Raw genomic sequence first — 24,397 nt, 5'->3', positions numbered from 1 at the left:
CTTGTGGCGTTTTTCGCTTACCCCAACGCGAGAAACGTATATGCAGCTCCTCCAGCAACTGCCCGCAGGCGCGGGCACTCCGATAAACGCCCTCTCCCGGGCCGCGATCGCCGCGGCCGGTTATCGGGAGGTGCGCTGATGTTCACCGGCATCATCGAGGGCGTCGGCCGGCTGGCCGCGCGCGAGCCGCGCGGCGGCGACGTCCGTTTCACGTTCGAGGTCGGCACGCTGCCGTTCGAGGACGTGCAGCTCGGCGAGAGCATCGCGGTCAACGGCGTGTGCCTGACCGTGATCGCGTTCGACTCGCGCTCGTTCCAGGCCGATGCCTCCACCGAGACGCTGGCGCTCACCACGCTCGGCAGCCTGGCCGAAGGCGCGGCGCTGAACCTGGAACGCGCGATGCGCCCCACCGACCGCCTCGGCGGCCACCTGGTCAGCGGCCATGTCGATGGCCTGGGCTCGGTGCTGTCCATCCACGACGACGCGCGCGCGCAGCGCTGGCGCATCGAAGCGCCGGCCGCGCTGCTGAAGTACGTGGCCAAGAAGGGCTCGATCTGCGTGGATGGCGTCAGCCTCACCGTCAACGAGGTGGACGAAGCGGGCTTCGAGGTCGCGCTGATCCCGCACACGGTCGCGCACACGCGCTTCGCGCACACGGCGGTCGGCGACGCGGTGAACCTGGAGATCGACCTGGTGGCCCGTTACGTCGAACGCCTGCTCGGCGAGCGGGGGCAGGCATGAACTTCGCCCCCGTTCCCGAGTTGCTGGAGGAGATCCGCGCCGGCCGCATGGTGGTGATCGTCGACGACGAGGACCGCGAGAACGAAGGCGACCTGATCATGGCCGCCGAACTGGTCAAGCCGTCGGACATCAACTTCATGGTCACCCACGGCCGCGGCCTGGTATGCCTGCCGTTGACCCGCGAGCGCGCGGGCCAGCTCGGGCTGGCGCCGATGGTGCGCGCCAATACCGCGCAGTTCCAGACCAATTTCACGGTCAGCATCGAGGCCGCCGAGGGCGTGACCACCGGCATCTCCGCCTACGACCGCGCGCATACCATCCGTACCGCGGTGAAGCCGGACGCCAAGCCGTCCGACCTGCACCAGCCCGGCCACATCTTTCCCTTGATCGCCCAGCCGGGCGGCGTGCTGACCCGCGCCGGGCATACCGAGGCGGGCGTCGACCTGGCGATGCTGGCCGGCCTGGAGCCGGCCGGCGTGCTGGTCGAGATCCTCAACCCCGACGGCACCATGGCGCGGCGGCCGGAGCTGGAGGCGTTCGCGCGCGAGCACGGGCTGAAGATGGGCTCGATCGCCGACCTGATCGCCTACCGCCTGGCGACCGAGCACACCGTCGAGCGCGTGGACGAACGCGAGATCGACACCGAGTTCGGTCCGTTCAAGCTGCTGACCTACCGCGACCGCATCGCCCACGACCTGCACTTCGCGCTGGTCAAGGGCGCCCCGGACGCGGCCACGCCGACGCTGGTGCGGGTACAGGTCGAGAACCCGCTGGCCGACCTGCTGCACTGGCGGCGCGACGACTTCGGCATCGCCGGCACCGATGCCTTGCGCGCGATCGCCGCCGAAGGGCAGGGCGTGATGGTGGTGCTGTCGGCGCCGCGCGACAGCGACGCGCTGCTGGCCCGGCTGCGCCGCGAGCCCGTGGTGCGTCCGGCCGGCAAGGACAAGGACGTGGGCCAATGGCGGCGCAACGGTGCCGGCGCGCAGATCCTGGCCGACCTCGGCCTGGGCAAGTTGCGCGTGCTCGGCACGCCGCGCCGGCAGGTCGCGCTGGCGGGGTATGGACTGGAGGTCGTGGAGTACCTGGACGGGGCCGGGACCCGGGACCCGGACGCCGGGATTCGCAAAAGCGTTCCCGATGCCCCCGTCCAATAGCGCGGCCGGCTTTCCGCCGGCCCCTTGCCTGGCCGGCGGAGGACCGCGAGTCTTTCCCGAGTCCCGAGTCCCCGCTGTTAAACTGACCCACCTTTTGGATCCCCGCCCCGCATGAGCCACTACGAAGGCGACCTCCGCCCCACCAGCGCGCGCTTCGCGATCATCGCCAGCCGCTGGAACGCCCGCATCACCGACGTGCTGGTCGCCGGTGCCCGCCAGAGCCTGGCCGGCAACGGCATTCCCGACGACGCGGTGGACGTCGTGCGCGTGCCCGGCGCCTGGGAGATCCCGATGGCCGCCAATCGCGTGGCCCAGGGCGGCCAGCACGCGGCGATCATCGCGCTGGGCTGCGTGATCCGCGGCGACACCCGCCACTACGAGCACGTCGCCGACCTGTGCGCGGAGGGCCTGATGAGCGTGCAACTGCAGACCGGCGTGCCGGTGCTGAACGGCGTGCTCGCGGTCGAGCGCGTCGAGGATGCCGAGGCGCGCGCCGGCGGCACCCACGGCAACAAGGGCGAGGAGGCCGCGATCGCGGCGCTGGAGATGGTCAACCTGCTGGAGCAACTGCCATGAACAAGCCCGGCGGCCATCACAGGCACGTCCGCCGCGACGGCATCGACCCGGTGCTGCGTTCGCGCGCGCGCCGCCGCGCATTGCAGGCGGTCTACGCCTGGCAGATTTCCGGCGGCAACGCCAAGCAGGTGATCGCGCAGTTCGCCCACGAGCAGGCGCACGAAGTGGCCGACCTGGGCTATTTCGAGAACCTGGTCGAGGGCGTGCTGGCGCATCACGCCGAGCTGGACGAGGCGCTGGCGCCGTACCTGGACCGCAGCGTGGCCGAGGTCGACGCGATCGAGCGCGCGGTGCTGCGCCTGGCCGCCTACGAGCTGCTGTATCGCCAGGACGTGCCGTATCGCGTCGTGATCAACGAGGCGATCGAGACTGCCAAGCGCTTCGGTTCCGAGCACGGCCACACCTACGTCAACGGCGTGCTGGACCGCGCCGCGCTGGTCTGGCGCAAGGTCGAGTCGGGCGGCGGCGCGTAGCGCCGGCGCGGAATTGGGGATTCGGGATCGGGGATTCGCAAAAGCGCCCCTGCTTCTCACGAATCTCCGATCCCGAATCCCCAATCCCGCCTTATGCACGAATTCGCCCTGATCGACCATCTCCGTGCCCGCAGCCGCGGGCGCGGCGATATCGCGCTCGGCATCGGCGACGACGCCGCGCTGCTGCGGGTGCCGCCGGGCGAGGAACTGGTGGTGACGATGGACACGCTCAACGACGGCGTGCATTTCCCGCCGGAGAGCGCGCCGTTCGACATCGGCTGGAAGACGCTGGCGGTGAACCTGTCCGACCTGGCCGCGATGGGCGCGCAGCCGGCCTGGTGCACGTTGTCGCTGTCGTTGCCGCAGGTGGACGCGCGTTGGCTGGACGGCTTCGCCGAAGGTTTCTTCGCGCTGGCCGATCGCCATGGCGTCGCGCTGATTGGCGGCGATACCACGCGCGGGCCGCTGTCGCTGTCGGTCACGGCGATGGGGCGGGTGGCGGCCGGCAGCGCGTTGCGCCGCGATGCGGCGCGGGCCGGCGACGATATCTGGGTGACCGGTTCGCTCGGCGATGCGGCGGCCGCCCTGAGGCTTTGGCAGGCCGGCACGCTGGCGGTGGCCGGCGCGGCCGATGCGGCGATCGAGCCGTTGCGGCAGCGCCTGCAGCGGCCGGCGCCGCGGGTGCAGGCCGGGTTGCGGCTGGTGGGCCTGGCGCATGCGGCGATCGACGTATCCGATGGCCTGCTGGCCGATCTCGGCCATGTCTGCGCGCGCAGCCGGGTCGGCGCGCAGGTGTACCTGGAGGCCCTCCCCGCATCCGCGGCGTTGCGCGCTGCGTTCGAGGGCGATGAGCGGTACGCGCTGCAGTGCGCGGGCGGCGACGATTACGAATTGTGCTTCACGGCGCCGCGCCAGCATCGCGACGCGGTGGAGCAGGCGATGCTGTTCGCGGACGTGCCGGTGGCGCGGGTCGGGCGGATCGTCGAGGGGGAGGGGGTGGTGGTGTTGGATCCGGCGGGGCGGGCTTGGGTGCCGCCGAGGACCGGATACCAGCACTTCGCGGGATAGCGGAGGACCTGCCCGAGCGCGTCGTGGGCGTTCGCGCAGCATCACCTTCTTGTCGTCCCCGCGCAAGGCGGGGACCCAGGGACTTCCAAACGATGTCCCCGATCCGCGGCTCCCCAGGCTTGGCTGTAACCATACTTGATGGTACGGTCTGGCCGCTGGCTCCCCCGTCGGGTTCCACCTTGTCGTGCCTTCCGCCGGTCCATCCCGGTCCGGCGGGTTTGCCTGGGAGGAGCCGTTACATGAGCAGGATCGTCGCCCGCTGGCTCGCGCTGGTCGCGTTGCTGGCCTTTTCCGCCGCTGCGTCCGCGGCCGGTTTCAGCAAGACCTATCAACGCATACCGGGCTGGGACGGCACCCCCCTCGGCGCCCTGGTGCTGGTGCCGCAAGGGCAGGGCGACGGGCCCTTCCCGCTGGTGGTGATGCCGGCCAGCTGGTCGCTGCCGAACCTGGAATACCTCGGCCGCGCGACCCAGCTCGCCGGCAGCGGCTACGTGGTGGTCAGCTACACCTCGCGCGGGTTCTGGGATTCGGCCGGGCTGATCGACATCGCCGGCGCGCCGACCGTGGAGGACGTCAGCGCGGTGATCGACTGGGCGCTGGCGAACACCCCGGCCGACCCGGATGCGATCGGCGCCTCCGGCATTTCCTACGGCGCCGGCACCAGCCTGCTCGCGGCCGCGCGCGACCCGCGTATCAAGGTGGTCGCCGCGCTGAGCGGCTGGGCCGACCTGGAAGCCTCGCTGTACGCGAACCGGACCGTCAGCCAGCAGGGCGTGGCGCTGCTGGTGGCGGCCGGCGCGCTGACCGGCCGCCCCGGCCCGGAGCTGGCGCAGATCACCGCAAAGGTCGCGCTCGGCGACTACGACGGCGCGGTGCAAGGCTTCCTGCCGCAGGCCGCCAGCCGCGGGGTGGTGCACGAGGCCGACGCGCTCAACCGCAACGGGACCGCGGTGCTGCTGGCCAATGCGTTCAACGACGGGCTGTTCCCGCCCAACCAGTACGTCGACTTCTACCAGCGCCTGCACGGGCCCAAGCAGTTGCTGCTCAGCCAGGGCGACCACGCCACCGCCGAGCTGCCCGGTGCGCTGGGCCTGCCGAACGCGGTCTACGACGCGGCGGTGCGCTGGTTCGACCGCTACCTCAAGGGCGCCGCGAACGGGGTCGAGGACGAACCGGCGGTGCGGCTGGCGACGCTGGACGGGCAGTGGCTCGACTACCCGGACTGGAGCGCGGTGCAGGCCGCGCCCACGACCTACGGGCTGGACAAGCCGGCCGGGCTGCTGCTGCCGACCGGGCGTTTGCTGGCCGGCGACGCCACCGGCTGGTCGCACCGCATCGTCACCGCGGTGCCGACCGTGGCCGATTCGGGCGTGGTGCTGGTCAGCGGACTGCTGCAGGGCCTGGGCCAGCCGGCGGTCGCCTCGATCCCGCTGGTCGCGCGCGCCGGCGCCGGGGTGTGGATGGGTCCGGTGTATTCCAGCGAGCACACGCTGGCCGGATCGCCGACGCTGCGGATCACGGTGACGCCGAGCCAGCCGGACGTGTCGCTTTTCGCTTACCTCTACAGCGTCGATGCGCTGGGGGTCGGCCAACTGCTCAGCCACAAGCCCTACAGCCTGCGCGGGGCGACGCCGGGCGCGGCGCGGACCGTGAACATCGTGCTGGAGGCGAGCGCGGCCAGGATCGCGGCCGGCCGCCGGCTGGTGTTGGTCGTCGACACCCTCGACCCGCGTTATGCCGACGCGACCACCGCCGGCGGTACGGTCACGTTCGGCTCGCCGACGGCGGCGCCATCGCGGTTGAGCGTGCCGCTGCACTGAGCCGGTGACGGCGGCGCCGGTCAGGCGCCGCCGTCCGATCGAAGTTACGCAGAATTTATGGTCTCTCGCAGCGTCCGCCATGGAGACTTTATGGGGGGCAGGAACAGACTGGCTGCGTCGGCGGAGGGGTTCCGCCCATGGATCGTGTTTCATGAAATTGCAGTCTGGTCTTCCGTCGTGCCTGCCGGGTGCGATGTTCCTGGGCCTGTGCACGGCGATGCCGTCCGCGCAGGCCGTTACGTTCGGCGGCAGCGCCGCGTTCACCAGCGACTATGTCTGGCGAGGCTCCAGCCAGAACCAGGGCAACGCCGCGGTGCAGGGCGGGTTGAAGGCTTCGGCCGACAACGGCCTCTACGGTTCGCTGTGGGGTTCGTCGGTCGATTTCGGCGATGCGGCCGGCGCCAGTACCGAAGTGGACTTCGTCGCCGGCTGGAGCGGCAGCCTGGCGCCGGACTGGGCGCTGGACGTCAACTTCACCCGCTACCAGTACCCGGGCAGCAAGGCCGACCTCGACTGGAACGAGGTCGGCGCCACCGTGACCTGGAAGCGGAATTACTGGCTGCAGCTGGCCGTGTCCGACGATGCGCTCGCCAGCGGCCGCGCCGGCAGCTACGCGCAAATCGGCGCGCGCCTGCCGGTGAACGATGCGCTGCGCTTCGAAGCGCTGGCGGGGCGTTACTGGCTCGACAGCGCCTATTCCGACGACTACACGCACGGGCAGGTCAGCGCGGTATGGGCCTTCGCCCGGCCGTGCGAGCTGCGCGTGAGCGGCCATTTCACCGATGACGCCGCGCGCCGCCTGTTCCCCGGGCAGGCCGGCTCGCGGCTGGAAGTCGCACTGCAAGCGTCCTTTTGACAGGAGAGAGCAATGAGCGGCTGGCTTTCGTTCGTCTGCGGTGTCGCCGTGCTGGTCGCGGCGGCCTACCTGCTGTACGTGGTCCTGCGCCCGGAAGAGTTCTGAGGACGCCGACATGACCGAAACCTTTCTCGTCTACGCGCTGGCGATCGTGCTGGCATGGCCGCTCGGCCGCTACCTGGCGGCCGTGATGCGCGGTGCGCCGATGCGCGGCGACGCGCTGTTCGGCTGGGTCGAGCGGCCGCTGTACGCGCTGCTCGGCGTGCGGCCGCGGCACGGCATGTCCTGGCGCGGCTACGTGCGCGCGTTCCTGGCCAGCAACCTCGTGGTGGGTCTGCTGGTCTGGGCGGTGTTCATGACCCAGGCCTGGCTGCCGTTCAATCCGGACGGCATCGCCAACCTGCGCTGGGATACCGCGCTGCACACGATGGTGTCGTTCCTGACCAACACCAACCAGCAGCATTACTCCGGGCAGGCGCAGCTGTCGTACCTGTCGCAGATGACCGGCATCGTGGGTTTGCAGGTGGCCACGCCGATGATGGGCCTGGCGCTGGTGGTGGCGACGTTGCGGGCTTTGTTCGGTGGGCGGGCGGTCGCGCCTCCGGCCGATGCCCTGCCGGCACCGGCCGCGACCGGGCCATACGATCGGGATGCGGCCATGCTGCCCCAGGAACGGTCGCGCGATGTCGCCGGGGAAGGCCGCGCGGATGCGGTCGATGTCGGCAACTACTGGGCCGACGTGATCCGCCCGAGCGTGCGCTTCCTGCTGCCGCTGTGCCTGCTGTGGACGCTGCTGCTGGGCTGGCAGGGCGTTCCCTCGACGCTGCACGGCGCCGCCGTCGCGCATCCGCTGGATGCGAGTGCCGGGATGGCCGAGCAGAAGATCCCGGTGGGCCCGGTCGCGGCGATGGTCGCGGTCAAGCAGCTGGGCACGAACGGCGGCGGCTGGTACGGGCCCAACAGCACGGTGGCGCTGGAGAACCCGACGCCGCTGGCGAACCTGCTGGAGACGCTGGCGCTGGTGCTGATCCCGGTCTCGGTGGTGTTCATGGTCGGCTTCTTCACCGGACGCAAGCGGCTGGCCGCGCTGGTGTTCGGCACGATGCTGCTGATGTCGGCCGCCTCCACCTCGCTGCTGCTGTGGTCCGAGGCGCATTCGGCCAGTGCCGCCTCGGCGGCGCTGATGGAAGGCAAGGAGGTGCGCATCGGCGCCGACGCGTCCGCGCTGTGGGCGGCGTTGACCACGCAGACGTCCAACGGCTCGGTCAACGCGATGCACGATTCGCTCGCGCCGCTGAGCGGGCTGGTGACGCTGGTGGACATGCTGATCAACGCGATCTGGGGCGGCATCGGCTGCGGCCTGCAGCAGTTCATCGTCTACCTGATGCTGGGCGTGTTCCTGGCCGGGCTGATGACCGGGCGCACGCCGGAGCTGTTCGGGCGCAAGATCGAGGCGCGCGAAGTGCAACTGCTGGCGCTGCTGATCCTGCTGCAGCCGCTGGTGCTGCTGGGGCTGACCGCGTTGGCGCTGGCGCTGCCGCAGTTCACCGGCAACTCCAATCCGGGCTTCCACGGCATCAGCCAGGTGTTCTACGAGTACACCTCGGCCTTCGCCAACAACGGTTCCGGCTTCGAGGGACTGGGCGACGGCACCTACTGGTGGAACCTGAGCTGCGCATTGGTGCTGGCGCTAGGCCGCTATCCGGCGCTGGTCGTGCCGCTGGTCGTCGCCGCGCGCCTGGCCGCCAAGCGCCGCGCGCCGGAATCGGCCGGCAGCCTGCAGATCGAAACCCCGACTTTCGCGCTGACGCTGGTCGCGGTGATCGTGGTCCTCACCGTGCTGCAGTTCATGCCGGCGCTGGTGCTGGGACCGATCGCCGAACACCTGGCAATGCACTGAGGATCACCCCATGAATGCTCCTGTTTCCACGGAAAAGCGCATCCGCACGCAGCCGCGCCTGTTCGATGGCGCGGCGCTCGCCGCGGCCAGCCGCGATGCCTTCCTCAAGCTCTCCCCGCGCCACCTGCTGCGCAGCCCGGTGATGGCGGTGGTGATGGCCGGCACGCTGCTGGCCGCGTTGATCGCCGCCACCGGCCAGGCTTCGCCAGGCTTCGCCTGGGCGGTCACCGCGATCCTGTTCGTCACCGTGCTGTTCGGCAACTTCGCCGAGGCGATCGCCGAAGCGCGCGGGCGCGGCCAGGCCGCCTCGTTGCGGCGCGCGCGCAAGGACCTGGTCGCCCGCCGCCTCGGCGGCGAGCACGACGCGCGCGAGACCCGCGTGCCGGCGGTCGAGCTGCGCCCGGGCGACTACGTGGTCGTGTCCGAGGGCGAGTTCATCCCGGCCGACGGCGAGATCGTGCGCGGCCTGGCGACCATCAACGAGGCCGCCGTGACCGGCGAATCCGCGCCGGTGCTGCGCGAGGCCGGCACCGATCGCAGCGGCGTGATCGGCGGCACCCGCGTGCTGTCCGACGAGATCGTGTTCAAGGTCACCGCCGAGCCGGGGCAGAGCTTCCTCGACCGCATGATCGCGCTGGTCGAGGGCGCCAACCGCCAGAAGACGCCCAACGAGATCGCGCTGACGTTGCTGCTGGCGGCGATGACGCTGACCTTCCTGATCGTGGTGGCGACGCTGCCGGCGATCGCCGGCTTCGTCGGCGTCAAGCTCGATCCGCTGCTGCTGATCGCGCTGCTGGTGTGCCTGATCCCGACCACCATCGGCGGCCTGCTGCCGGCGATCGGCATCGCCGGCATGAACCGCGCGCTGGCCGCCAACGTGCTGGCCAAGTCCGGCAAGGCGGTGGAAGTGGCCGGCGACGTGGACGTGCTGCTGCTCGACAAGACCGGCACCATCACCCACGGCGACCGCCAGGCCACCGCGTTCCATCCGCTGGCCGGGATAGACCGCGGCCAGTTGCGCGACGCCGCGATGCTGGCCTCGCTGGCCGACCCGACCCCGGAAGGCAAGTCGATCGTGAAGCTGGCGCGCGAACAGGGCGCGGCGATGCGGGAGCCGGACGACGCGCATTTCATCGCCTTCACCGCGCAGACGCGCATGTCCGGCGTGGACGTGGACGGCCGCAGCATCCGCAAGGGCGCCGGCGACGCGATCACCGCCTGGGTGCAGGCGCAGGGCGGCGTGGCGTCGCCGGAACTGGCCGGCCGCATCGAGCAGGTCGCGCGCGGCGGCGCCACGCCGCTGGTGGTGGCCGAAGGCAAGCACGTGCTCGGCGTGGTCGAGCTGAGCGACGTGGTCAAGCACGGCATCAAGGAGAAGTTCGCGCAGTTGCGCGCGATGGGCATCAAGACGGTGATGATCACCGGCGACAACCCGCTCACCGCCGCCGCCATCGCCGCCGAGGCCGGCGTCGACGACTACATCGCGCAGGCGCGCCCGGAGGACAAGCTGGCGCGCATCCGCAGCGAGCAGGCCGGAGGCCGGCTGGTGGCGATGGTCGGCGACGGCACCAACGACGCGCCGGCGCTGGCGCAGGCCGACGTGGGCCTGGCGATGAACTCCGGCACGCAGGCGGCCAAGGAGGCCGGCAACATGGTCGACCTGGATTCGGACCCAGCCAAGCTGCTGGCGGTGGTGGAAGTGGGCAAGCAGCAGCTGATCACCCGCGGCGCGCTGACCACCTTCTCGCTGGCCAACGACGTGTCCAAGTACTTCGCGATCCTGCCGGCGCTGTTCGCCGCGGCGATTCCCTCGATGGCGGCGCTGAACGTGATGCAGCTGTCGAGCCCGCGCAACGCGGTGCTGGCGGCGCTGGTGTTCAACGCGCTGATCATCCCCGCGCTGATCCCGCTCGCCCTGCGCGGCGTGCGCTTCCGTCCGGCCGGGGCGACCGCGCTGTTGCGCCGGAACATGCTGGCCTACGGCGTCGGCGGCGTACTGCTGCCGTTCGCCGGCATCAAACTGATCGACATGGCGCTGGCCGCGCTGGTCGGCGCCTGAGGAGAATCCCATGCCTGTTTCCGATGTTTCTTCCGGTTCCCGGCCGCTGCGCGACACGGGCGCCTGGCGTGCCTCGCTGGCGATGGCACTGGTCATACTGCTCGGCTTCGGCCTGGCGTATTCGCTGGTCGCCACGGGCATCGTCGGGGCTGCGTTCCCGCGGCAGGCCACCGGTTCGCTGATCGAGCGCGATGGCCGGGTGGTCGGCTCGGCGCTGGTGGCGCAGCCGTTCGCCGACGCCAAGTATTTCCAGCCTAGGCCCTCGGCCGCCAAGTACGACCCGATGTCCGCGGCCGGCAGCAACCAGGCGCGTTCCAATCCCGAACTGGTCCAGCGCATCGCCGATACCCGCAAGGCCGTGGCCGCACGCGACGGCGTCGCCGAGGCCGAGGTCGCGACGGACCTGCTGACCCAGTCCGGCAGCGGCCTGGACCCGCACATCTCGGTGGCCGCCGCGCGCCAGCAGGTGGCGAGGGTGGCGCGGGCGCGCGGCTGGCCCGAGGCGCGCGTGCGCGCGCTGCTCGACGCACAGGCCGAGCAGCGCCAGTTCGGTGTGCTCGGCCAGCCGCGGGTCAACGTGCTGGCGCTGAACCTGGCGCTGGACGCGGTACGGTGAGTCCCTTTCCCTCACCCCCGCCCCCTCTCCCGCATGCGGGAGAGGGGAGATGCCCAGCGCCTCTCCCGCGGGCGGGAGGGGTGAGGCGTCCACTGCCTCTCCCGCGGGCAGGAGGGGAGAGGCGCTCATGCCTTCTCCCGCTTGCGGGAGAAGGTGCCCGCAGGGCGGATGAGGGCAGCCTCTCCAGCGTTCGGCGACAATCCATCTCATGACCGATGCCCGCACCCAACAGGCCGATGCGCTGATCGGCGAACTGCAACGCGAACGCGGCGGCCGGCTGACCGTGTTCCTCGGCGCGGCGCCGGGCGTGGGCAAGACCTACGCGATGCTGTCGCGCGCGCGCGAGCGCATGCGCCAGGGCGTGGACGTGGTGGCCGGGATCGTCGAGACCCATGGCCGCGCCGAGACCGCCGCGCTGCTCGAAGGGCTGGCGCTGCTGCCGCGCAAGCGCGTGAGCTACCAGGGGCGCACGCTCGAGGAACTGGACCTCGACGCCCTGCTCGCGCGCAAGCCGCAGCTGGCCCTGGTCGACGAACTGGCCCACCGCAACGTGCCGGGCAGCCGCCACGAGCGGCGCTGGCAGGACGTGGACGAACTGCTCGACGCCGGCATCGACGTCTACACCACGGTCAACATCCAGCACCTGGAGAGCCTCAACGACCTGGTCCATCGCATCACCGGCGTGCGCGTGTCCGAGACCGTGCCGGACGCGGTGTTCGACCGCCTGCGCGACATCGTGCTGGTCGACCTGCCGCCGCGCGAGCTGATCGAACGTCTGCAGCAGGGCAAGGTCTACCTGCCCGAACAGGCGGCGCAGGCGTTGCAGGCGTTCTTCTCGCCGTCGAACCTGGCGGCGCTGCGCGAACTGGCGATGCAGACCGCCGCCGACCGCGTCGACAGCGACCTGCGCGATGCCCAGGCCGCGCGCGGCCTGCCCGGCACCGCGGCGCTGCGCCGCCGCGTGCTGGTGGCGATCGACGGGCGAGGCGGTTCCGAGTACCTGGTGCGGGTGGCGCGCCGCCTGTCCGAGCGCCGCGACGCGCCTTGGACCGTGGTGACCGTGCAGACGCGCACCGTCGCCGAGGACGACTGGCAGCTGGAGATCGACCGCGCGTTCGCGCTGGCGCGCCGGCTCGGCGGCGACACCGCGCTGCTGCACGGCACCGGCATCGCCGATGCGCTGCTGGACTTCGCCGCGCAGAACGGCGTGTCCACGCTGGTGCTCGGGCGCACCCGCGAACGGCCGTTGGCGCGGATGTTCAACCGCACCTTGACCCAGCAGCTGCTGCAGCGCGGCGCGCACTACGAACTGGTGATCGTCAGTTCCGCCGATGCGCGCGCGCGCGCGCGCCGGCGCTGGCGGCGCCCGGGGCAATGGCTGCGCCGCTACGACCTGGCCTATGCCGCGCTCGCCGCGGCCGGTGCGGTCGGCGTGGCCTGGCTGCTGCAGCGCTGGACCGACATCGACGACCTGTCGATGGTGTTCATCGTCGCGGTGGTGCTGGTGGCCGCGCGCACGCGCATGGCGGCGGCGGTGCTGGCGGCCTTGCTGAGCTTCGTCGCCTACAACTTCTTCTTCATCGAGCCGCGCTTCACCCTCAACATCAGCGCGCGCCAGGGCGTGGTCACGGTATGCCTGTTCCTGATCGCCGCACTGGTCGCCGGCCGCCTGGCCTCGCGCCTGCGCGGCCAGGTGCTGGCGCTGCGCGCGGCCAACGCGCACGCCAATGCACTGCAGGCGCTGGGCCGCCGGCTCGGCGCCGCGGCCGACCTGGGGCAGGTGCTGGATGCCGGCCGACGCGCCTTGTCCAGCGCGCTTGGCGCCGAGGCCTGGCTGCGGCTGGAGCAGCGCGAGAGCGACCCCGGCGCCGGATTGGCCGCGCTGGACCGCGATGCCGCGGATTGGGCGCAGCGCCACGGCCAGCCGGCCGGGCGCTATACCGATACGCTGGCCGGGGCGAGCTGGTGGTGCCTGCCGGTGCGCGCCGAGCAGGGCACGCTGGGCGTGGCCGCGCTGCGCTTCGACGCGCGCCAGGCGCGCCCGACCCTGGAGCAGCGCCGCCTGGCCGAAGCCATGGTCGAGGACATCGGCCAGGCCGCATTGCGCACGCGCCTGGTCGCCGACCTGGAGAGCGCGCGCGTGACCGGCGAGACCGAGCGCCTGCGTTCGGCGTTGCTGTCGTCGGTCTCGCACGACCTGCGCTCGCCGCTGGCCTCGATGATCGGTTCGGCCAGCAGCCTGGCCAGCTACGGCGACCGCATGGACGCCGCCGACCGCCGCAGCCTGCTGGAAACCATCCAGCTGGAAGGCGAGCGCCTGGACCGCTACATCCAGAACCTGCTCGACATGACCCGGCTCGGCCACACCGGCCTGACCTTGAACCGCGACTGGATCGGCGTGGACGAACTGCTCGGCTCGGCGCGGCGGCGCCTGCAGCGCTACCAGCCGCAGGCCAGGGTCGAGCTGGCGCTGGCGCCCGGCCTGCCGCCGATCTGGGTGCATCCGGCGCTGGTGGAGCAGGCGGTGTTCAACGTGCTGGAGAACGCCGCCAAGTTCTCCCCGCCGGACGAGGCGGTGACGATGAGCGCATCGCTGCACGACGGCGCGCTGCGCATCGACGTCGCCGACCGCGGCCCGGGCATACCCGAGGACGAGCGCGCGCGCATCTTCGACATGTTCTACAGCGTCGAGCGCGGCGACCGCGGCCGCCACGGCACCGGGCTCGGCCTGACCATCTGCCAGGGCATGATCGGCGCGCATGGCGGCAGCGTGGAGGCGCTGGCCGGCCCGGACGGGCGCGGCACCGTGATCCGCATTACCCTTCCGCTGTTGCAACCCGCCCCCTCCGCGCGTGCCGATGACGACTGACCCCGCCTCCGCGATTCCGGCCCCGCGCGTGCTCGTGGTCGACGACGAGCCGCAGATCCGCCGCTTCCTCGACATCAGCCTGCGCGCGCAGGGCTACCGCGTGCTGCAGGCCGCCACCGGCGAGGAAGGGTTGGCGACGCTGGCCGCACAGGGCGCGGAGCTGGTGGTGCTCGACATCGGCCTGCCCGACCGCGACGGCCACGAGGTGCTGCGCGCGATCCGCGAATGGTCGGCGGTGCCGGTGATCATGCTGACGGTGCGCGCCGGCGAGGCCGAGAAGGTGGCCGCGCTCGACGCCGGGGCCAACGACTACGTCACCAAGCCGTTCGGCGTGCAGGAACTGATGGCGCGCATCCGCGTGCTGCTGCGCCAGGCCGGCGCGGCGGCGGCGAGCATGGAGGAGGTGGTGTTCGACGACGGCCACCTGCACGTGCACCTGGGCCTGCGCGAGGTGGCGCTCGATGGCGAGCCGCTGGCGTTGAGCCGCAAGGAATACGCCTTGCTGGCGCTGTTGCTGCGCCATGCCGGCCGCGTGGTGACGCAGCCGCAACTGCTGCGCGAGCTGTGGGGACCGACCCACGAAGGCGATACGCACTACCTGCGCATCCTGGTCGGCAAGCTGCGCCAGAAGCTGCACGACGATGCCGCGGCGCCGCGCTACATCGTGACCGAGCCGGGGGTGGGGTTGCGCTTCATCGGGGTGCAGCGGGCGGGGTGATGCGGTGCTTTTGTTGGCGTGAGGTTTGATGCGCCATGGGTGGTTGAGGTCGTAGCAATCCCTCCTCGTCGTCTCCGCGTAGGCACCAGCGACTTTTCCGCCATCTATCTGCTCTTGTTGTTCGTCCTCGGCTATCCATCTACCGTCATCCCCGCGAAGGCGGGATCCAGGAACGTTGCTTTGCCTTTTCTGTTTGGAGCAACAGCAAAAAGCTTTCGCCTTACGGCGAGTCACTTTTCTTTGCTTGCGCAAAGAAAAGTGACCAAAAGAAGCGCTTCACAGCAGCCGAATGGCTGATCAAGCACACCCCGCCTGCGCGCCCGCAGCCTTGCTGCGGGTTCGCGGAGCCGGCGAAAAACGGCGCACATCCTTGTGCGCCGCCCTTCGGGTTTTACCCGCCGTCGCCGCCGCTACGGAGGGGCCCCGGTAAGTCAAAGTCAAAGGCGGGAAGCCGAAGCGAAATCACGAGCAACGGCAACGGCAACGGCAATGGCAATGGCAATGGCAACAAGTACTCCTTGCTGCTTCATCCTGACCAGTCGGTCGATGCACCGTAGGAGCGGCTTCAGCCGCGAGGGCCTTTCATGCGGTCTCTCCGCAAAAGCCAACATCACGGTGCGGGAGCGCGACGAAGCAAGGCTTGCCGAGGCTCATGCCGCTCCTGCAAAGGCCGCGTTTGCTACGCCGGCAGCACTTTCCCCGGGTTGAGGATGCCGTCCGGGTCCAGCGCGGCCTTGATCGCGCGCATCGCCGCGAGCGTCTCGGGCGAGAACGCCTGCGCCATGTAGTCGCGCTTGGCCACGCCGATGCCGTGTTCTCCCGAGAGCGTGCCTTCCAGGGCCAGCACCAGCGCGAACACGCGCGGCAACGCCGCCTGCGCGCGCGCGGTTTCGGCGGCGTCGCCGTCGTCGTACATGATGTTGACGTGCAGGTTGCCGTTGCCGGCATGGCCGAACGCCACGATCGGCAGGTCGAACTCGGCGGCCAGCGCCTCCACGCCGGCCACCAGGTCGGGAATGCGCGATACCGGCACCACCACGTCCTCGTTGATCTTGCCCGGCTTGATCGTGCGCAGCGCCGGCGACAGCGCCTTGCGCGCCGCCCACAACCGGTCGCGCGCGGCACCGTCGGCGGCGACGTCGAGCGATACGAGGCCGTCGCCCTCGGCGGCATCGGCCAGCGCCTGCAGCGCATAGGGGAGCGTGTCGTGGTCGCCGTCGGCCTCGATCAGCAACATCGCCCCGGCGTCGGGCACGTCGCTGCCGTTGCGCCGCAGCAGCGCGATCGCGCTGCGGTCCATGAACTCCAGCATCGCCGGCGTCGCCGGCCGCGCCATGATCCGCGATACCGCGGCCGCCGCGCTGGCCGCGTCGCGGTAGAACGCGCGCAGCCCGGCCTGCGCCTGCGGGCGCGGCGCCAGCTTCAGCGTCGCCTCGACGATGATCGCGAGCGTGCCCTCGCTGCCGACGATCAGGTGGGCGAGGTCGTAGCCGGTCGCATCCTTGGTGTAGGCGCCGCCGCAGCGGATCACCTCGCCGGCGCCGGTCACCGCGACCAGTCCGAGCACGTTGTCGCGGGTCGCTCCGTACTTCACCGCGCGCGGTCCGCCCGCGTTCGTGGCGAGATTGCCGCCGATGCTGCACAGCGCCGCGCTCGACGGATCCGGCGGCCAGAACAGCCCGTGCGGCGCCAGTGCGTGCTGCAGCGCCTCGTTGAGCACGCCCGGCTCGACGATCGCACAGCGATCGGCCGGGCGCAGCGCGACGATCCGGTTCATGCGCGCCAGCGACAGCACGACGCCGCCGTCGAACGGCACCGATGCCGCGGTGGTCGCGGTCCCCGCGCCGCGCGCGATCAGCGGCACCTTGTGCGCGCGGCAGGCACGCACGACCGCGACCACCTCGTCGACCGTCCGGGGCAGGGCGACGGCGTCGGCCAGCGCCCAGCGCCGCGAATCGTCCTCGCCGTAGCGGCGGCGGCTGTCGGCGTCGGTGAGCCAGCCGTCGGGGCCGAGCCGTTGCGCCAGGGTTTGCTGCAGGTCGAAGGGAAGGTCGCGCATCGCCGCATTATCGCGCGGGCCCGGCCGCTCGGGCCGGATCCGGTTCAGACTTCGTCCGCGCGGAAGGCGTCGCGGATCCACTGCAACTGCGGCGGGTCGCCGTGCGCGTCGACCACGTCGAAACGGCAGGGGGCCTGCGCCAGCGCCGGATGCGAGGCGAGGAACATCTGCGCGGCCAGCGCCAGCTTGCGGCGCTTGCGCAGGTCCACCGAGGCCGCGCCGCCGCCGAACGCGGCATCGCGGCGATAGCGCACCTCGACGAACACGACGCTGTCGCCGTCGCGCATCACCAGGTCGAGTTCGCCGCCGCGGTAGCGCGCGTTGCCGGCCAGCGTGCGCAGGCCGGCGCGTTCCAGCAAGCGGCGCGCGGCCGCCTCGACCGCGTCGCCGCGCGCGCGCCGGTCGTCCACCCTCAGCGGTCGGACGACACCGGCGTCGGCACGCCGGACTGGAAGGTCGACCACGCCGGCGTGCGCATCACGTTGCCGAAGCCGTCCAGGTGCAGCGTGCCGGTGGCGCCGGCCAGGCCGCCGCCGGTGCCGGTGGCGAGCTTCTCCAGGTAGGCGGTGATCGTCCAGGCGTCGTAGCCGAACGCGAACAGGCGCGAGGCCGGCCCGCGCGCGGTCGGCAGCAGGTTGGCGGTGCTCGACGCCGACGGCAGGCCGGCCACGCCGCGCGCACTCCAGGCCTCGGTCGGGAACACGATGCCGTCCAGCGACACGTCGTCCTCGGCCTTGCCGGTGCCGAGCATCAATTGCGAGGTGCCCACCCGGCTCTTGCCGGCGAACCCGGCCAGCGCGAGCTGCGGGGCCAGGGCGCGCGCGGTGTTGCCGCGCACGGCGAGGAACACCGCGTCGGCGGTGCCGTGGTTGCGCAGCTGCGCGCCGATGTCGCCCGGCGCCTCGGCGACGCTGATCACGCCGGCCACCTGGCCGCCGCGCTCGGTGAAGCGCTGCCGGAACGCATCCACCGCGCGCCGGCCGTTGTCGTCGCTGCTGCCGATCACCAGCACGTTGCGGCGCTCGCGCGCGAGCAGGTATTCGGCGGCGATGATGCCGTCGTCCTCCGGCGCCAGCGAGAACCCGGCGCTGCCCGGCGGCGGGGCCTTGCCGTCGGCGGGACGGTTGAGCGCCAGCACCGGCACCTTCAGTTCCTGCCGCGCGAACAGCGCGCTGACCTCGTCGCGGCCGAGCGGGCCGACCACGAAATCGGCACCGGCATCGACGGCCCGGTCGTAGGCCGCCTTCGCGCCGGCCGCCGTGCCGGCGGTATCGAAGAAGTCGATCTCGGGGCGGCGCCGGTGCTCGGCGTAGTAGCCGGCGAGCAGGCCGTCGCGGACCGGCGCGGCGGCGGTGGCGAGATTGCCGGTCAACGGCAGCAGCACCGCCAGCTTGACCGGCGGCCGGTAGCCGTCGCGATCGGCGGGCGGGCGCTTGCTGGTGTCCAGCCCCCACTGCGCGTCGCGGTCGAACGGGCGCGGCAGCGGCAGGCCGCGGCTGATCAATGCGCGGCCGGCGAAGTTGTAGAGCGGGTCGCCGGCGGCCAGCGCGGCGGTGCGGCTGGCGAGGGTGGCATCGTCGAGCGAGGCGAGCAGGCGGGCGATCGCGCGCTGGTTGTCGCTGCGCGCCGCGCCGCTCAACGCGATGTCGGCGCTGGCGCGGTCGCCGGCCGCGCCGAACGCGTCGCCGGTGGCCTCGCGGCCCTGCGCCCGCGCCAGGTGCCAGCGCGCCTGCAGGTCCTGCGGCAGGCCCTGCGAGGATTCGCCCAGCGCCGCCAGCGCCTGCGCCGGCTGCTTGTCGACGATCGCCAGTTCCGCGTTCAGCAGGCCGAAGCGGGCCCGGGTCTCGCCGCCGAGATGGCGCGGGTTGACCTGCGGGATCAGGCTGCGCGCGCGCGCGTCGTCCTTGGCCTCGTGCCAGGCGAAGGCGGCATCGGCCAGCAATCGGCTGCGCTGTGCGCCGCTGGCGGTGGCGGCCTGCGCCTCGAGCTGCTGCGCGGCATCGCGCGGCTTGCCCTGGGCGAGCAAGGCAAGGGCGGCCGACTGCTCCGGCGTATTGGTCTGGGTGAGGCTGCCGGTGGCGCACCCGGCAGCCAGCAGCACGACGAGCGACAGGGCGGAAATCCTTGCGAAGCGCTGGTTCATTCTCAGGTCCATTCGGCGGACGTGCCGGTGAAAACGCTACGATTCTACCCTTGACCCCGGAATGCCCGCTGATGACCGTCCCTGGAATCCTGCACGTGGTTGCCACCCCGATCGGCAACCTTGCCGACCTGTCGCCGCGCGCCCAGGAGGTGCTGCGCGGCGTGGACGCGGTCTGCGCCGAGGACACCCGCCACAGCAAGCAACTGCTGGCGCACTTCGGCATCGAGCGGCCGCTGCTGGCGCTGCACGAGCACAACGAGGACGCCATCGCGCAGAAGATCGTCGCGCGCCTGCTGGACGGGCAGGCGCTGGCGCTGGTGTCCGACGCCGGCACCCCGCTGGTCAGCGATCCGGGTTTCCGGCTGGTGCGCGCGGCGCGTGCGGCGGGCGTGAAGGTGAGCCCGGTGCCGGGGCCGAGCGCGGCGATCGCCGCGCTCAGCGTGGCCGGCCTGCCGAGCGACCGCTTCGCCTTCGAGGGCTTCCTGCCGGCCAAGGCGTCGGCGCGGCGCGAGCGGCTGGCGCGCCTGGCCGGCGAGGCGCGCACGCTGGTGTTCTACGAATCCTCGCACCGCATCGCCGAGTCGCTGGCCGACCTGGGCGAGGCGTTCGGCACGGACCGTCCGGCGGTGGTCGCGCGCGAGCTGACCAAGCTGTTCGAGACCGTGCTCGACGGCACACTGGGCGAACTGCGGGCGCGGGTCGAGGCCGATCCGGACCAGCGCAAGGGCGAGTTCGTGGTGATGGTGCAGGGAGCTGGCGAGGACGAATCGGCCAAGATCGCCGAGGGCCGCCGCGTCTACGCCTTGCTCAACGCGCACCTGCCCCCCTCGGCGGCCGCCAAGCTGGCCGCGGAGATCACCGGCGCGCCGCGCAAGGCGCTGTATGGGCAGCCGGGCTGAAGGACCGCCGCGCGCGCGCGGGCCGGGCGCCTGGGAGGTGTTCCGGGTGTTCCTGCGGCTGGGATTGACCAGCTTCGGCGGCCCGATCGCGCACCTGGGGTACTTCCGCGAGGAACTGGTGCTGCGCCGGCGCTGGCTGGACGAGCCGGCCTACGCCGGGCTGGTCGCGCTGTGCCAGTTCCTGCCGGGGCCGGCCAGCAGCCAGGTCGGGATGGCGATCGGGCTGTCCCGGGCCGGCCTGCGCGGAGCGCTGGCGGCGTGGTGCGGGTTCACGCTGCCGTCCGCCGTGGCCATGATCCTCATCGCGATCACCTTGCCGGCCTGGGATCCCGGCACCCTGGACGCACTGGTGCATGGACTGAAGCTGGTCGCCGTGGCCGTGGTGGCGCATGCGGTGTGGGGCATGGCCAGGGCGTTCTGCCGCGACTGGGCGCACGCGGCGCTGGCGTTGGCGGCCGCCGCGTGCGTGCTGGTCCGCGACCAGCCCTGGGTCCAGGTCGCGGTGATCGCGGCCGCCGGGCTGGTCGCGCAGGCCTGCTTCCGGCGGCCTGCGGGCGGCGGCGGGACGGCGCTGCCGCCCGCGCCGGTCTCGCGCGCCGGCGCCTTCGCGGCGCTGGCGCTGTTCTTCGTCCTGCTGGGGGTGCTGCCGCTGCTGGCGGCCTGGTGGCCCGGGGCGGCGATCGCGGACACGTTCTACCGCACCGGCGCGCTGGTGTTCGGCGGCGGCCACGTGGTCCTGCCGCTGTTGCAGTCGGGCACGGTCGGCGCGGGCTGGATCGGGCAGGACACGTTCCTGGCCGGCTACGGCGCGGCGCAGGCGATGCCCGGGCCGTTGTTCACGTTCGCCGCCTTCCTCGGCGCCGCGATGGCGGAAGGACCGGGCGGCTGGGCGGGCGGCGCGCTGTGCCTGGCGGCGATCTTCCTGCCGTCGTTGCTGCTGGTGCTGGGCGTGTTGCCGTTCTGGAACGCGCTCCAACAACGGCCGCGCATCCAGGCCGCGCTCGGCGGCATCAACGCCGCGGTGGTCGGCCTGCTCGCGGCGGCCCTGTACCGGCCGGCGTGGACCGGCTCGGTGCAAGGCGCCACGGACGTGCTGTGGGTGGCGTCCGGCATCGCCATGCTGGCCTGGTTCAAGTGGCCCGCCTGGCTGGTCGTGCTGGTGGTGGGCGGCGCGGGATTCCTGTCCGCGCGGTGATCGCGCGCGGCGGGCGCGAACGGCCGCGGCATGCGACAATGCGCGCGGCGGAGTCGGCCAGGCAGTCGCGTCATCCGAAAGGATGCCGAGGAAAGTCCGGGCTCCACAGGGCAAGGTGCCAGGTAACGCCTGGGCGGCGCGAGCCGACGGAAAGTGCAACAGAAAGATACCGCCTACGTTCCTTCCGAGGAGCCGGCAAGGGTGAAATGGTGCGGTAAGAGCGCACCGCGAGTCCGGTAACGGACCGGCACGGCAAACCCCACCTGGAGCAAGACCAAATAGGGATCCGATGGCGTGGCCCGCGCCGGATCCGGGTAGGTTGCTCGAGCGTCGCGGTGACGCGGCGCCTAGAAGAATGACTGTCCACGACAGAACCCGGCTTATCGGCCGGCTTCGCCGCTTTTCCGCCCTGCCGGGCGGAAAAGCCCCCAGGCCCTTGGCCTGCCGGATCCCCGCGGCTGTCGCCGCGCCCCCTTTGCCAAAGGGGCGCCTCGGGAGACCGGGAGCGATCGTATTGAAGAACGCGTCGCCACGCACCAGCCAAGGCAAACCATCGCAGAGTGCGCGTTCGGCTCGTTGCCATCTGGGCGCGTGGCGACGCGTTCAGCCATGTCCTGTGGATCCGGAGGCGCGGCTTCGCCTCCATGCCCTCACCCCAACCCCTCTCCCGGGAGGGAGAGGGGCTCAGATATCCAGCCGCGTCTCGCCCAGGAACACGCCGTCCGGGCCGAAGCGGCGTTCATGGATCCAGCCGCGGCCGTCGTGGCCGATCGCCAGGATCGTGCTGGCGCGGGTGCCGTAGTCGTGGCCACGGATGAACGCCGGCGACAGGCGCCGTTCCAGGTCCAGGCCGACGCCGGTGTCCGGCAACGCATCGTCCGGGGTGATCGTTTCGTCGGCGAGGGCGGCCCATAGCGGGTCGAGCGACGTCTCGCCGGCGGCCTGCCAGTCCGACAGCTGCCCGGCCAGCCGGCGTGTCTTGGGCCAGGGGGCGTCGAGCCGGCCGTTGGACATGCCGTGGATGCCGGGCTCCAGAGGGCGGCAGGCGGTCGGGTGGTTGCCCAGGTAGTGGCAGCGCCCGGCATCGACCAGCAGCAGGTTGAACGGCGGGTACTCGGCGGCCCGGCCGCGCATCACCTCGGCATAGGCCGCCGCGTCCGCGCTGCCGGCCAGGTAATCGGCGATGAGCTGCCCGCGCGAAGGGCCCGAGGCGCTCGCCAGCGGATCGCGGACGTTAGTCACCACCGCGGCCCGGCCCTGCCGGTTCGCGCCGACCCAGCTGCCGCCGGAGCGCAGGTCGCGCCCCGCCAATACCCCTTCGTGGGGCGTCGGCCAGGCGTGCAGCGGGGCGGTCGGGCGCCCGTGGAACTCATCGCGGTTGCCTGCCATCAGCAGGCGCCAGCGAGGGTGGGATTGCCAGGAAAGGGCGACGAGGCACATGTCGGGATTGTGGCGCGTTGCGCAATCGGCGGCGATCCCGCGCGATCGAAATCCTGAATGGGAAGCGCGGCTTAACGGCACCTCCACGGGGCTGAATTTCGGTTCAATCTCAAAATCTGAGACGAAACAGCAACTTGTGGATAAGCCTTGAACAAGTCTCTAAAGATTGCTGCAAGCCATTGATGTGCATGGCGATTTGTCCGCCGAAAAGTTGTTGACAACCCATCGCCCGCTGCTAAGGTGGGCATACGAGGGAAAACCGGGTTTTTTGTGGGTTTTCGTGGTTCAATGACCATCCGGGCGGATATCTGAGGTAGCGACGGCGTGTTCCAGGGCGAGACGGCCATCACGGTGGACGACAAGGGGCGAATGGCGGTGCCGACCGCGTATCGCGACCTGGTCGCGCGCGTGAGCGGCAATCGCCTGGTGCTGACCTACAACCCGTTCGAGTCCGGCTGCCTCTGGCTGTATGCGGAAAAGGAATGGGAGCGGGTCCGTGACGACGTCATGGCCAAGCCCAACACGCAGCGGGTCGTGCGGGTCCTCCAGCAGAAGCTGGTGGGCTCCTCGGCGGTGCTGGAACTGGACGCCAACGGTCGCATCAGCATCCCGTCGAGCCACCGCAGCGCGGTCGGCATCGAGAAGAAGGCGGTGCTGCTCGGCATGGGCGACAAGTTCGAACTCTGGAGCGAGCAGGCCCATCGCGCATTGATCCAGCAGACGCTGTCTGACGGGGATCTGGGCGATGGATTGCTCGACCTCAGGTTGTGAGCCGGGGTGCCCGGATGCGCGACGAAGCGCAGCCCGGTCACCCGGTGTCGCAGCCGCCGGCGGTGCATGTGCCGGTGCTGTACACGCAGGTCCTGGAAGGTCTGCAGGTGATCGGTGACGGAACTTACCTCGATGGCACGTTCGGGCGTGGCGGGCACGCGCGCGGGGTGCTGCAACGACTCGGCCCGGGAGGCCGGCTGCACGTGATGGACAAGGATCCCGACGCGATCGCGGTCGCCGAGCAAGCGTTCGGCGCCGATCCGCGCGTGTCGATCCACCGCGGCAGCTTCGCCACGCTGGCGCAGGTGGTCGCGCCGGCGTCGCTGGACGGCGTGCTGTTCGACCTGGGCGTGTCCTCGCCGCAGCTGGACGTGGCCGAGCGCGGCTTCTCGTTCGGCAAGGACGGCCCGCTCGACATGCGCATGGACCCGGAGTCCGGCGAGAGCGCGGCCGACTGGCTGGCGCGCGCCGACGAGCGCGAGATCGCCGACGTGCTGTGGACCTACGGCGAGGAGAGACAGAGCCGCCGCATCGCCCGCGCGATCGTCGCGCGCCGCGCCGCGCAGCCATTGGTCCGTACCGCGCAGCTGGCCGAGCTGATTGCCTCGGTGATGCCGCGCGGCAAGGACAAGATCCATCCGGCCACGCGCAGCTTCCAGGCGATCCGCATCCACGTGAACCGCGAACTGGCCGACCTCGAGGCCGGCCTGGACGCCGCGCTGGCCGCGCTCAAGCCGGGCGGCCGGCTGGCGGTGATCAGCTTCCACTCGCTGGAAGACCGCATCGTCAAGCAATTCATCAATCGCCACGCCAAGGCGCCGCCGAGCAACCGCCGGCTGCCCCAGGCGCAGGCGTTCGTGCCGGCGTTGCAGGCGATCGGCGGCGCGGTCAAGGCCGGCGACGACGAGCTGGAGGCGAACCCGCGCGCGCGCAGCGCGGTGCTGCGGGTGGCCGAGAAGCTGGGATTCGGGATTCGGGATTCGGGATGGGAGAGGGACGCTTCGCGAATCCCCAATCCCCAATCCCCAATCCCGGCA

20 protein-coding genes, 1 other RNA gene and 1 pseudogene are annotated in these 24,397 nt (G+C 71.5%); 18 read left to right on the top strand and 4 right to left on the bottom strand.

Translation table 11 applies throughout. The features are described from left to right. The first annotated feature begins 138 nt into the window (after window positions 1–138). From FD678_RS04705 to FD678_RS04645, 13 genes are all read left to right on the top strand, one after another. Window positions 139–741 (top strand): riboflavin synthase, encoded by a 603-nt coding sequence (locus FD678_RS04705; RefSeq protein ID WP_140719769.1) that lies wholly within the window; start codon window positions 139–141, stop codon window positions 739–741. After that, window positions 738–1,898, top strand: a complete 1,161-nt coding sequence (ribB, locus tag FD678_RS04700) for a 3,4-dihydroxy-2-butanone-4-phosphate synthase (protein WP_140719766.1) — start codon at window positions 738–740, stop codon at window positions 1,896–1,898. The genes FD678_RS04705 and ribB overlap by 4 nt, the downstream gene beginning before the upstream one ends. Window positions 1,899–2,009: 111 nt before the next feature. Next, window positions 2,010–2,474 (top strand): 6,7-dimethyl-8-ribityllumazine synthase, encoded by a 465-nt coding sequence (gene ribH / locus FD678_RS04695; RefSeq protein ID WP_140719764.1) that lies wholly within the window; start codon window positions 2,010–2,012, stop codon window positions 2,472–2,474. Beyond that, entirely contained in the window at window positions 2,471–2,947 is a 477-nt protein-coding gene (nusB, locus tag FD678_RS04690) for a transcription antitermination factor NusB (protein ID WP_140719762.1), read from the top strand. Before ribH ends, nusB begins: the two co-directional genes overlap by 4 nt. A 93-nt stretch (window positions 2,948–3,040) precedes the next feature. Next, window positions 3,041–4,015 (top strand): thiamine-phosphate kinase, encoded by a 975-nt coding sequence (thiL, locus tag FD678_RS04685; RefSeq protein ID WP_140719760.1) that lies wholly within the window; start codon window positions 3,041–3,043, stop codon window positions 4,013–4,015. Between the two features lie 239 nt (window positions 4,016–4,254). Continuing rightward, on the top strand, window positions 4,255–5,835 hold the full coding sequence (locus FD678_RS04680; RefSeq protein ID WP_140719758.1) for a CocE/NonD family hydrolase: 1,581 nt from the start codon (window positions 4,255–4,257) through the stop codon (window positions 5,833–5,835). A 151-nt stretch (window positions 5,836–5,986) separates the two neighbouring features. Continuing rightward, a complete protein-coding gene (locus FD678_RS04675) occupies window positions 5,987–6,691 on the top strand; it encodes a TorF family putative porin (RefSeq protein WP_218569492.1) in 705 nt (234 codons plus the stop codon). Between the two features lie 12 nt (window positions 6,692–6,703). Continuing rightward, complete coding sequence (locus FD678_RS04670; protein WP_140719755.1) at window positions 6,704–6,796, top strand: potassium-transporting ATPase subunit F; 93 nt, start codon at window positions 6,704–6,706, stop codon at window positions 6,794–6,796. A 10-nt stretch (window positions 6,797–6,806) separates the two neighbouring features. Then, window positions 6,807–8,591 carry a potassium-transporting ATPase subunit KdpA gene (gene kdpA, locus FD678_RS04665; RefSeq protein ID WP_140719753.1) on the top strand — a complete coding sequence of 595 codons (1,785 nt, stop codon included), beginning with the start codon at window positions 6,807–6,809 and terminating at the stop codon, window positions 8,589–8,591. A gap of 10 nt (window positions 8,592–8,601) precedes the next feature. Next, window positions 8,602–10,650, top strand: a complete 2,049-nt coding sequence (gene kdpB, locus FD678_RS04660; protein ID WP_140719750.1) for a potassium-transporting ATPase subunit KdpB — start codon at window positions 8,602–8,604, stop codon at window positions 10,648–10,650. A gap of 10 nt (window positions 10,651–10,660) precedes the next feature. Next, complete coding sequence (gene kdpC, locus FD678_RS04655) at window positions 10,661–11,266, top strand: potassium-transporting ATPase subunit KdpC (protein ID WP_140719748.1); 606 nt, start codon at window positions 10,661–10,663, stop codon at window positions 11,264–11,266. A 208-nt stretch (window positions 11,267–11,474) separates the two neighbouring features. After that, window positions 11,475–14,135, top strand: coding sequence for a sensor histidine kinase (locus FD678_RS04650; protein WP_140719746.1), 2,661 nt, complete (start codon window positions 11,475–11,477; stop codon window positions 14,133–14,135). Beyond that, window positions 14,125–14,853 (top strand): response regulator, encoded by a 729-nt coding sequence (locus tag FD678_RS04645; protein ID WP_140719744.1) that lies wholly within the window; start codon window positions 14,125–14,127, stop codon window positions 14,851–14,853. The genes FD678_RS04650 and FD678_RS04645 overlap by 11 nt, the downstream gene beginning before the upstream one ends. Before the next feature lie 679 nt (window positions 14,854–15,532). Here FD678_RS04645 and FD678_RS04640 read toward each other — a convergent pair. The 3 genes from FD678_RS04640 to FD678_RS04630 are packed head-to-tail and all read right to left on the bottom strand — an operon-like array spanning window position 15,533 to window position 19,055. Then, window positions 15,533–16,912 (bottom strand): FAD-binding oxidoreductase, encoded by a 1,380-nt coding sequence (locus FD678_RS04640; protein WP_140719743.1) that lies wholly within the window; start codon window positions 16,910–16,912, stop codon window positions 15,533–15,535. A gap of 44 nt (window positions 16,913–16,956) precedes the next feature. Then, window positions 16,957–17,322 carry a YraN family protein gene (locus FD678_RS04635; protein ID WP_140719740.1) on the bottom strand — a complete coding sequence of 122 codons (366 nt, stop codon included), beginning with the start codon at window positions 17,320–17,322 and terminating at the stop codon, window positions 16,957–16,959. A 2-nt stretch (window positions 17,323–17,324) separates the two neighbouring features. Beyond that, window positions 17,325–19,055: a penicillin-binding protein activator gene (locus FD678_RS04630; RefSeq protein WP_140719738.1), complete on the bottom strand. Its 1,731-nt coding sequence runs from the start codon at window positions 19,053–19,055 to the stop codon at window positions 17,325–17,327. Window positions 19,056–19,126: 71 nt separating this feature from the next. Here FD678_RS04630 and rsmI point away from each other — a divergent pair, with 71 nt between their 5' ends. From rsmI to rnpB, 3 genes are all read left to right on the top strand, one after another. Continuing rightward, a complete protein-coding gene (gene rsmI, locus FD678_RS04625) occupies window positions 19,127–19,954 on the top strand; it encodes a 16S rRNA (cytidine(1402)-2'-O)-methyltransferase (protein WP_140719736.1) in 828 nt (275 codons plus the stop codon). Further along, on the top strand, window positions 19,938–21,149 hold the full coding sequence (gene chrA, locus FD678_RS04620; RefSeq protein WP_140719734.1) for a chromate efflux transporter: 1,212 nt from the start codon (window positions 19,938–19,940) through the stop codon (window positions 21,147–21,149). Before rsmI ends, chrA begins: the two co-directional genes overlap by 17 nt. A gap of 49 nt (window positions 21,150–21,198) precedes the next feature. Further along, an RNA gene (rnpB, locus tag FD678_RS04615) (RNase P RNA component class A) lies at window positions 21,199–21,548 on the top strand. A 285-nt stretch (window positions 21,549–21,833) separates the two neighbouring features. Here the strand turns inward: rnpB and FD678_RS04610 are convergent. Further along, a complete protein-coding gene (locus tag FD678_RS04610) occupies window positions 21,834–22,589 on the bottom strand; it encodes an NRDE family protein (RefSeq protein WP_140719732.1) in 756 nt (251 codons plus the stop codon). A 324-nt stretch (window positions 22,590–22,913) separates the two neighbouring features. On the opposite strand from FD678_RS04610, the gene mraZ reads away from it, so the two are divergent. Together mraZ and rsmH are read left to right on the top strand one after the other, a co-directional pair. Further along, window positions 22,914–23,360, top strand: a complete 447-nt coding sequence (gene mraZ / locus FD678_RS04605; protein ID WP_140719730.1) for a division/cell wall cluster transcriptional repressor MraZ — start codon at window positions 22,914–22,916, stop codon at window positions 23,358–23,360. Between the two features lie 14 nt (window positions 23,361–23,374). Continuing rightward, a pseudogene (rsmH, locus tag FD678_RS04600) lies at window positions 23,375–24,322 on the top strand (16S rRNA (cytosine(1402)-N(4))-methyltransferase RsmH); the annotation flags it as partial. Window positions 24,323–24,397 lie beyond the last annotated feature (75 nt).

This window comes from Pseudomonas sp. Hp2 (genome assembly GCF_006386585.1).
GTDB lineage: Bacteria > Pseudomonadota > Gammaproteobacteria > Xanthomonadales > Xanthomonadaceae > Pseudomonas_S > Pseudomonas_S boreopolis.
The sequence above is the reverse complement of the archived record's forward strand: the minus strand, read 5'-3'. Positions and strand labels throughout refer to the sequence as shown.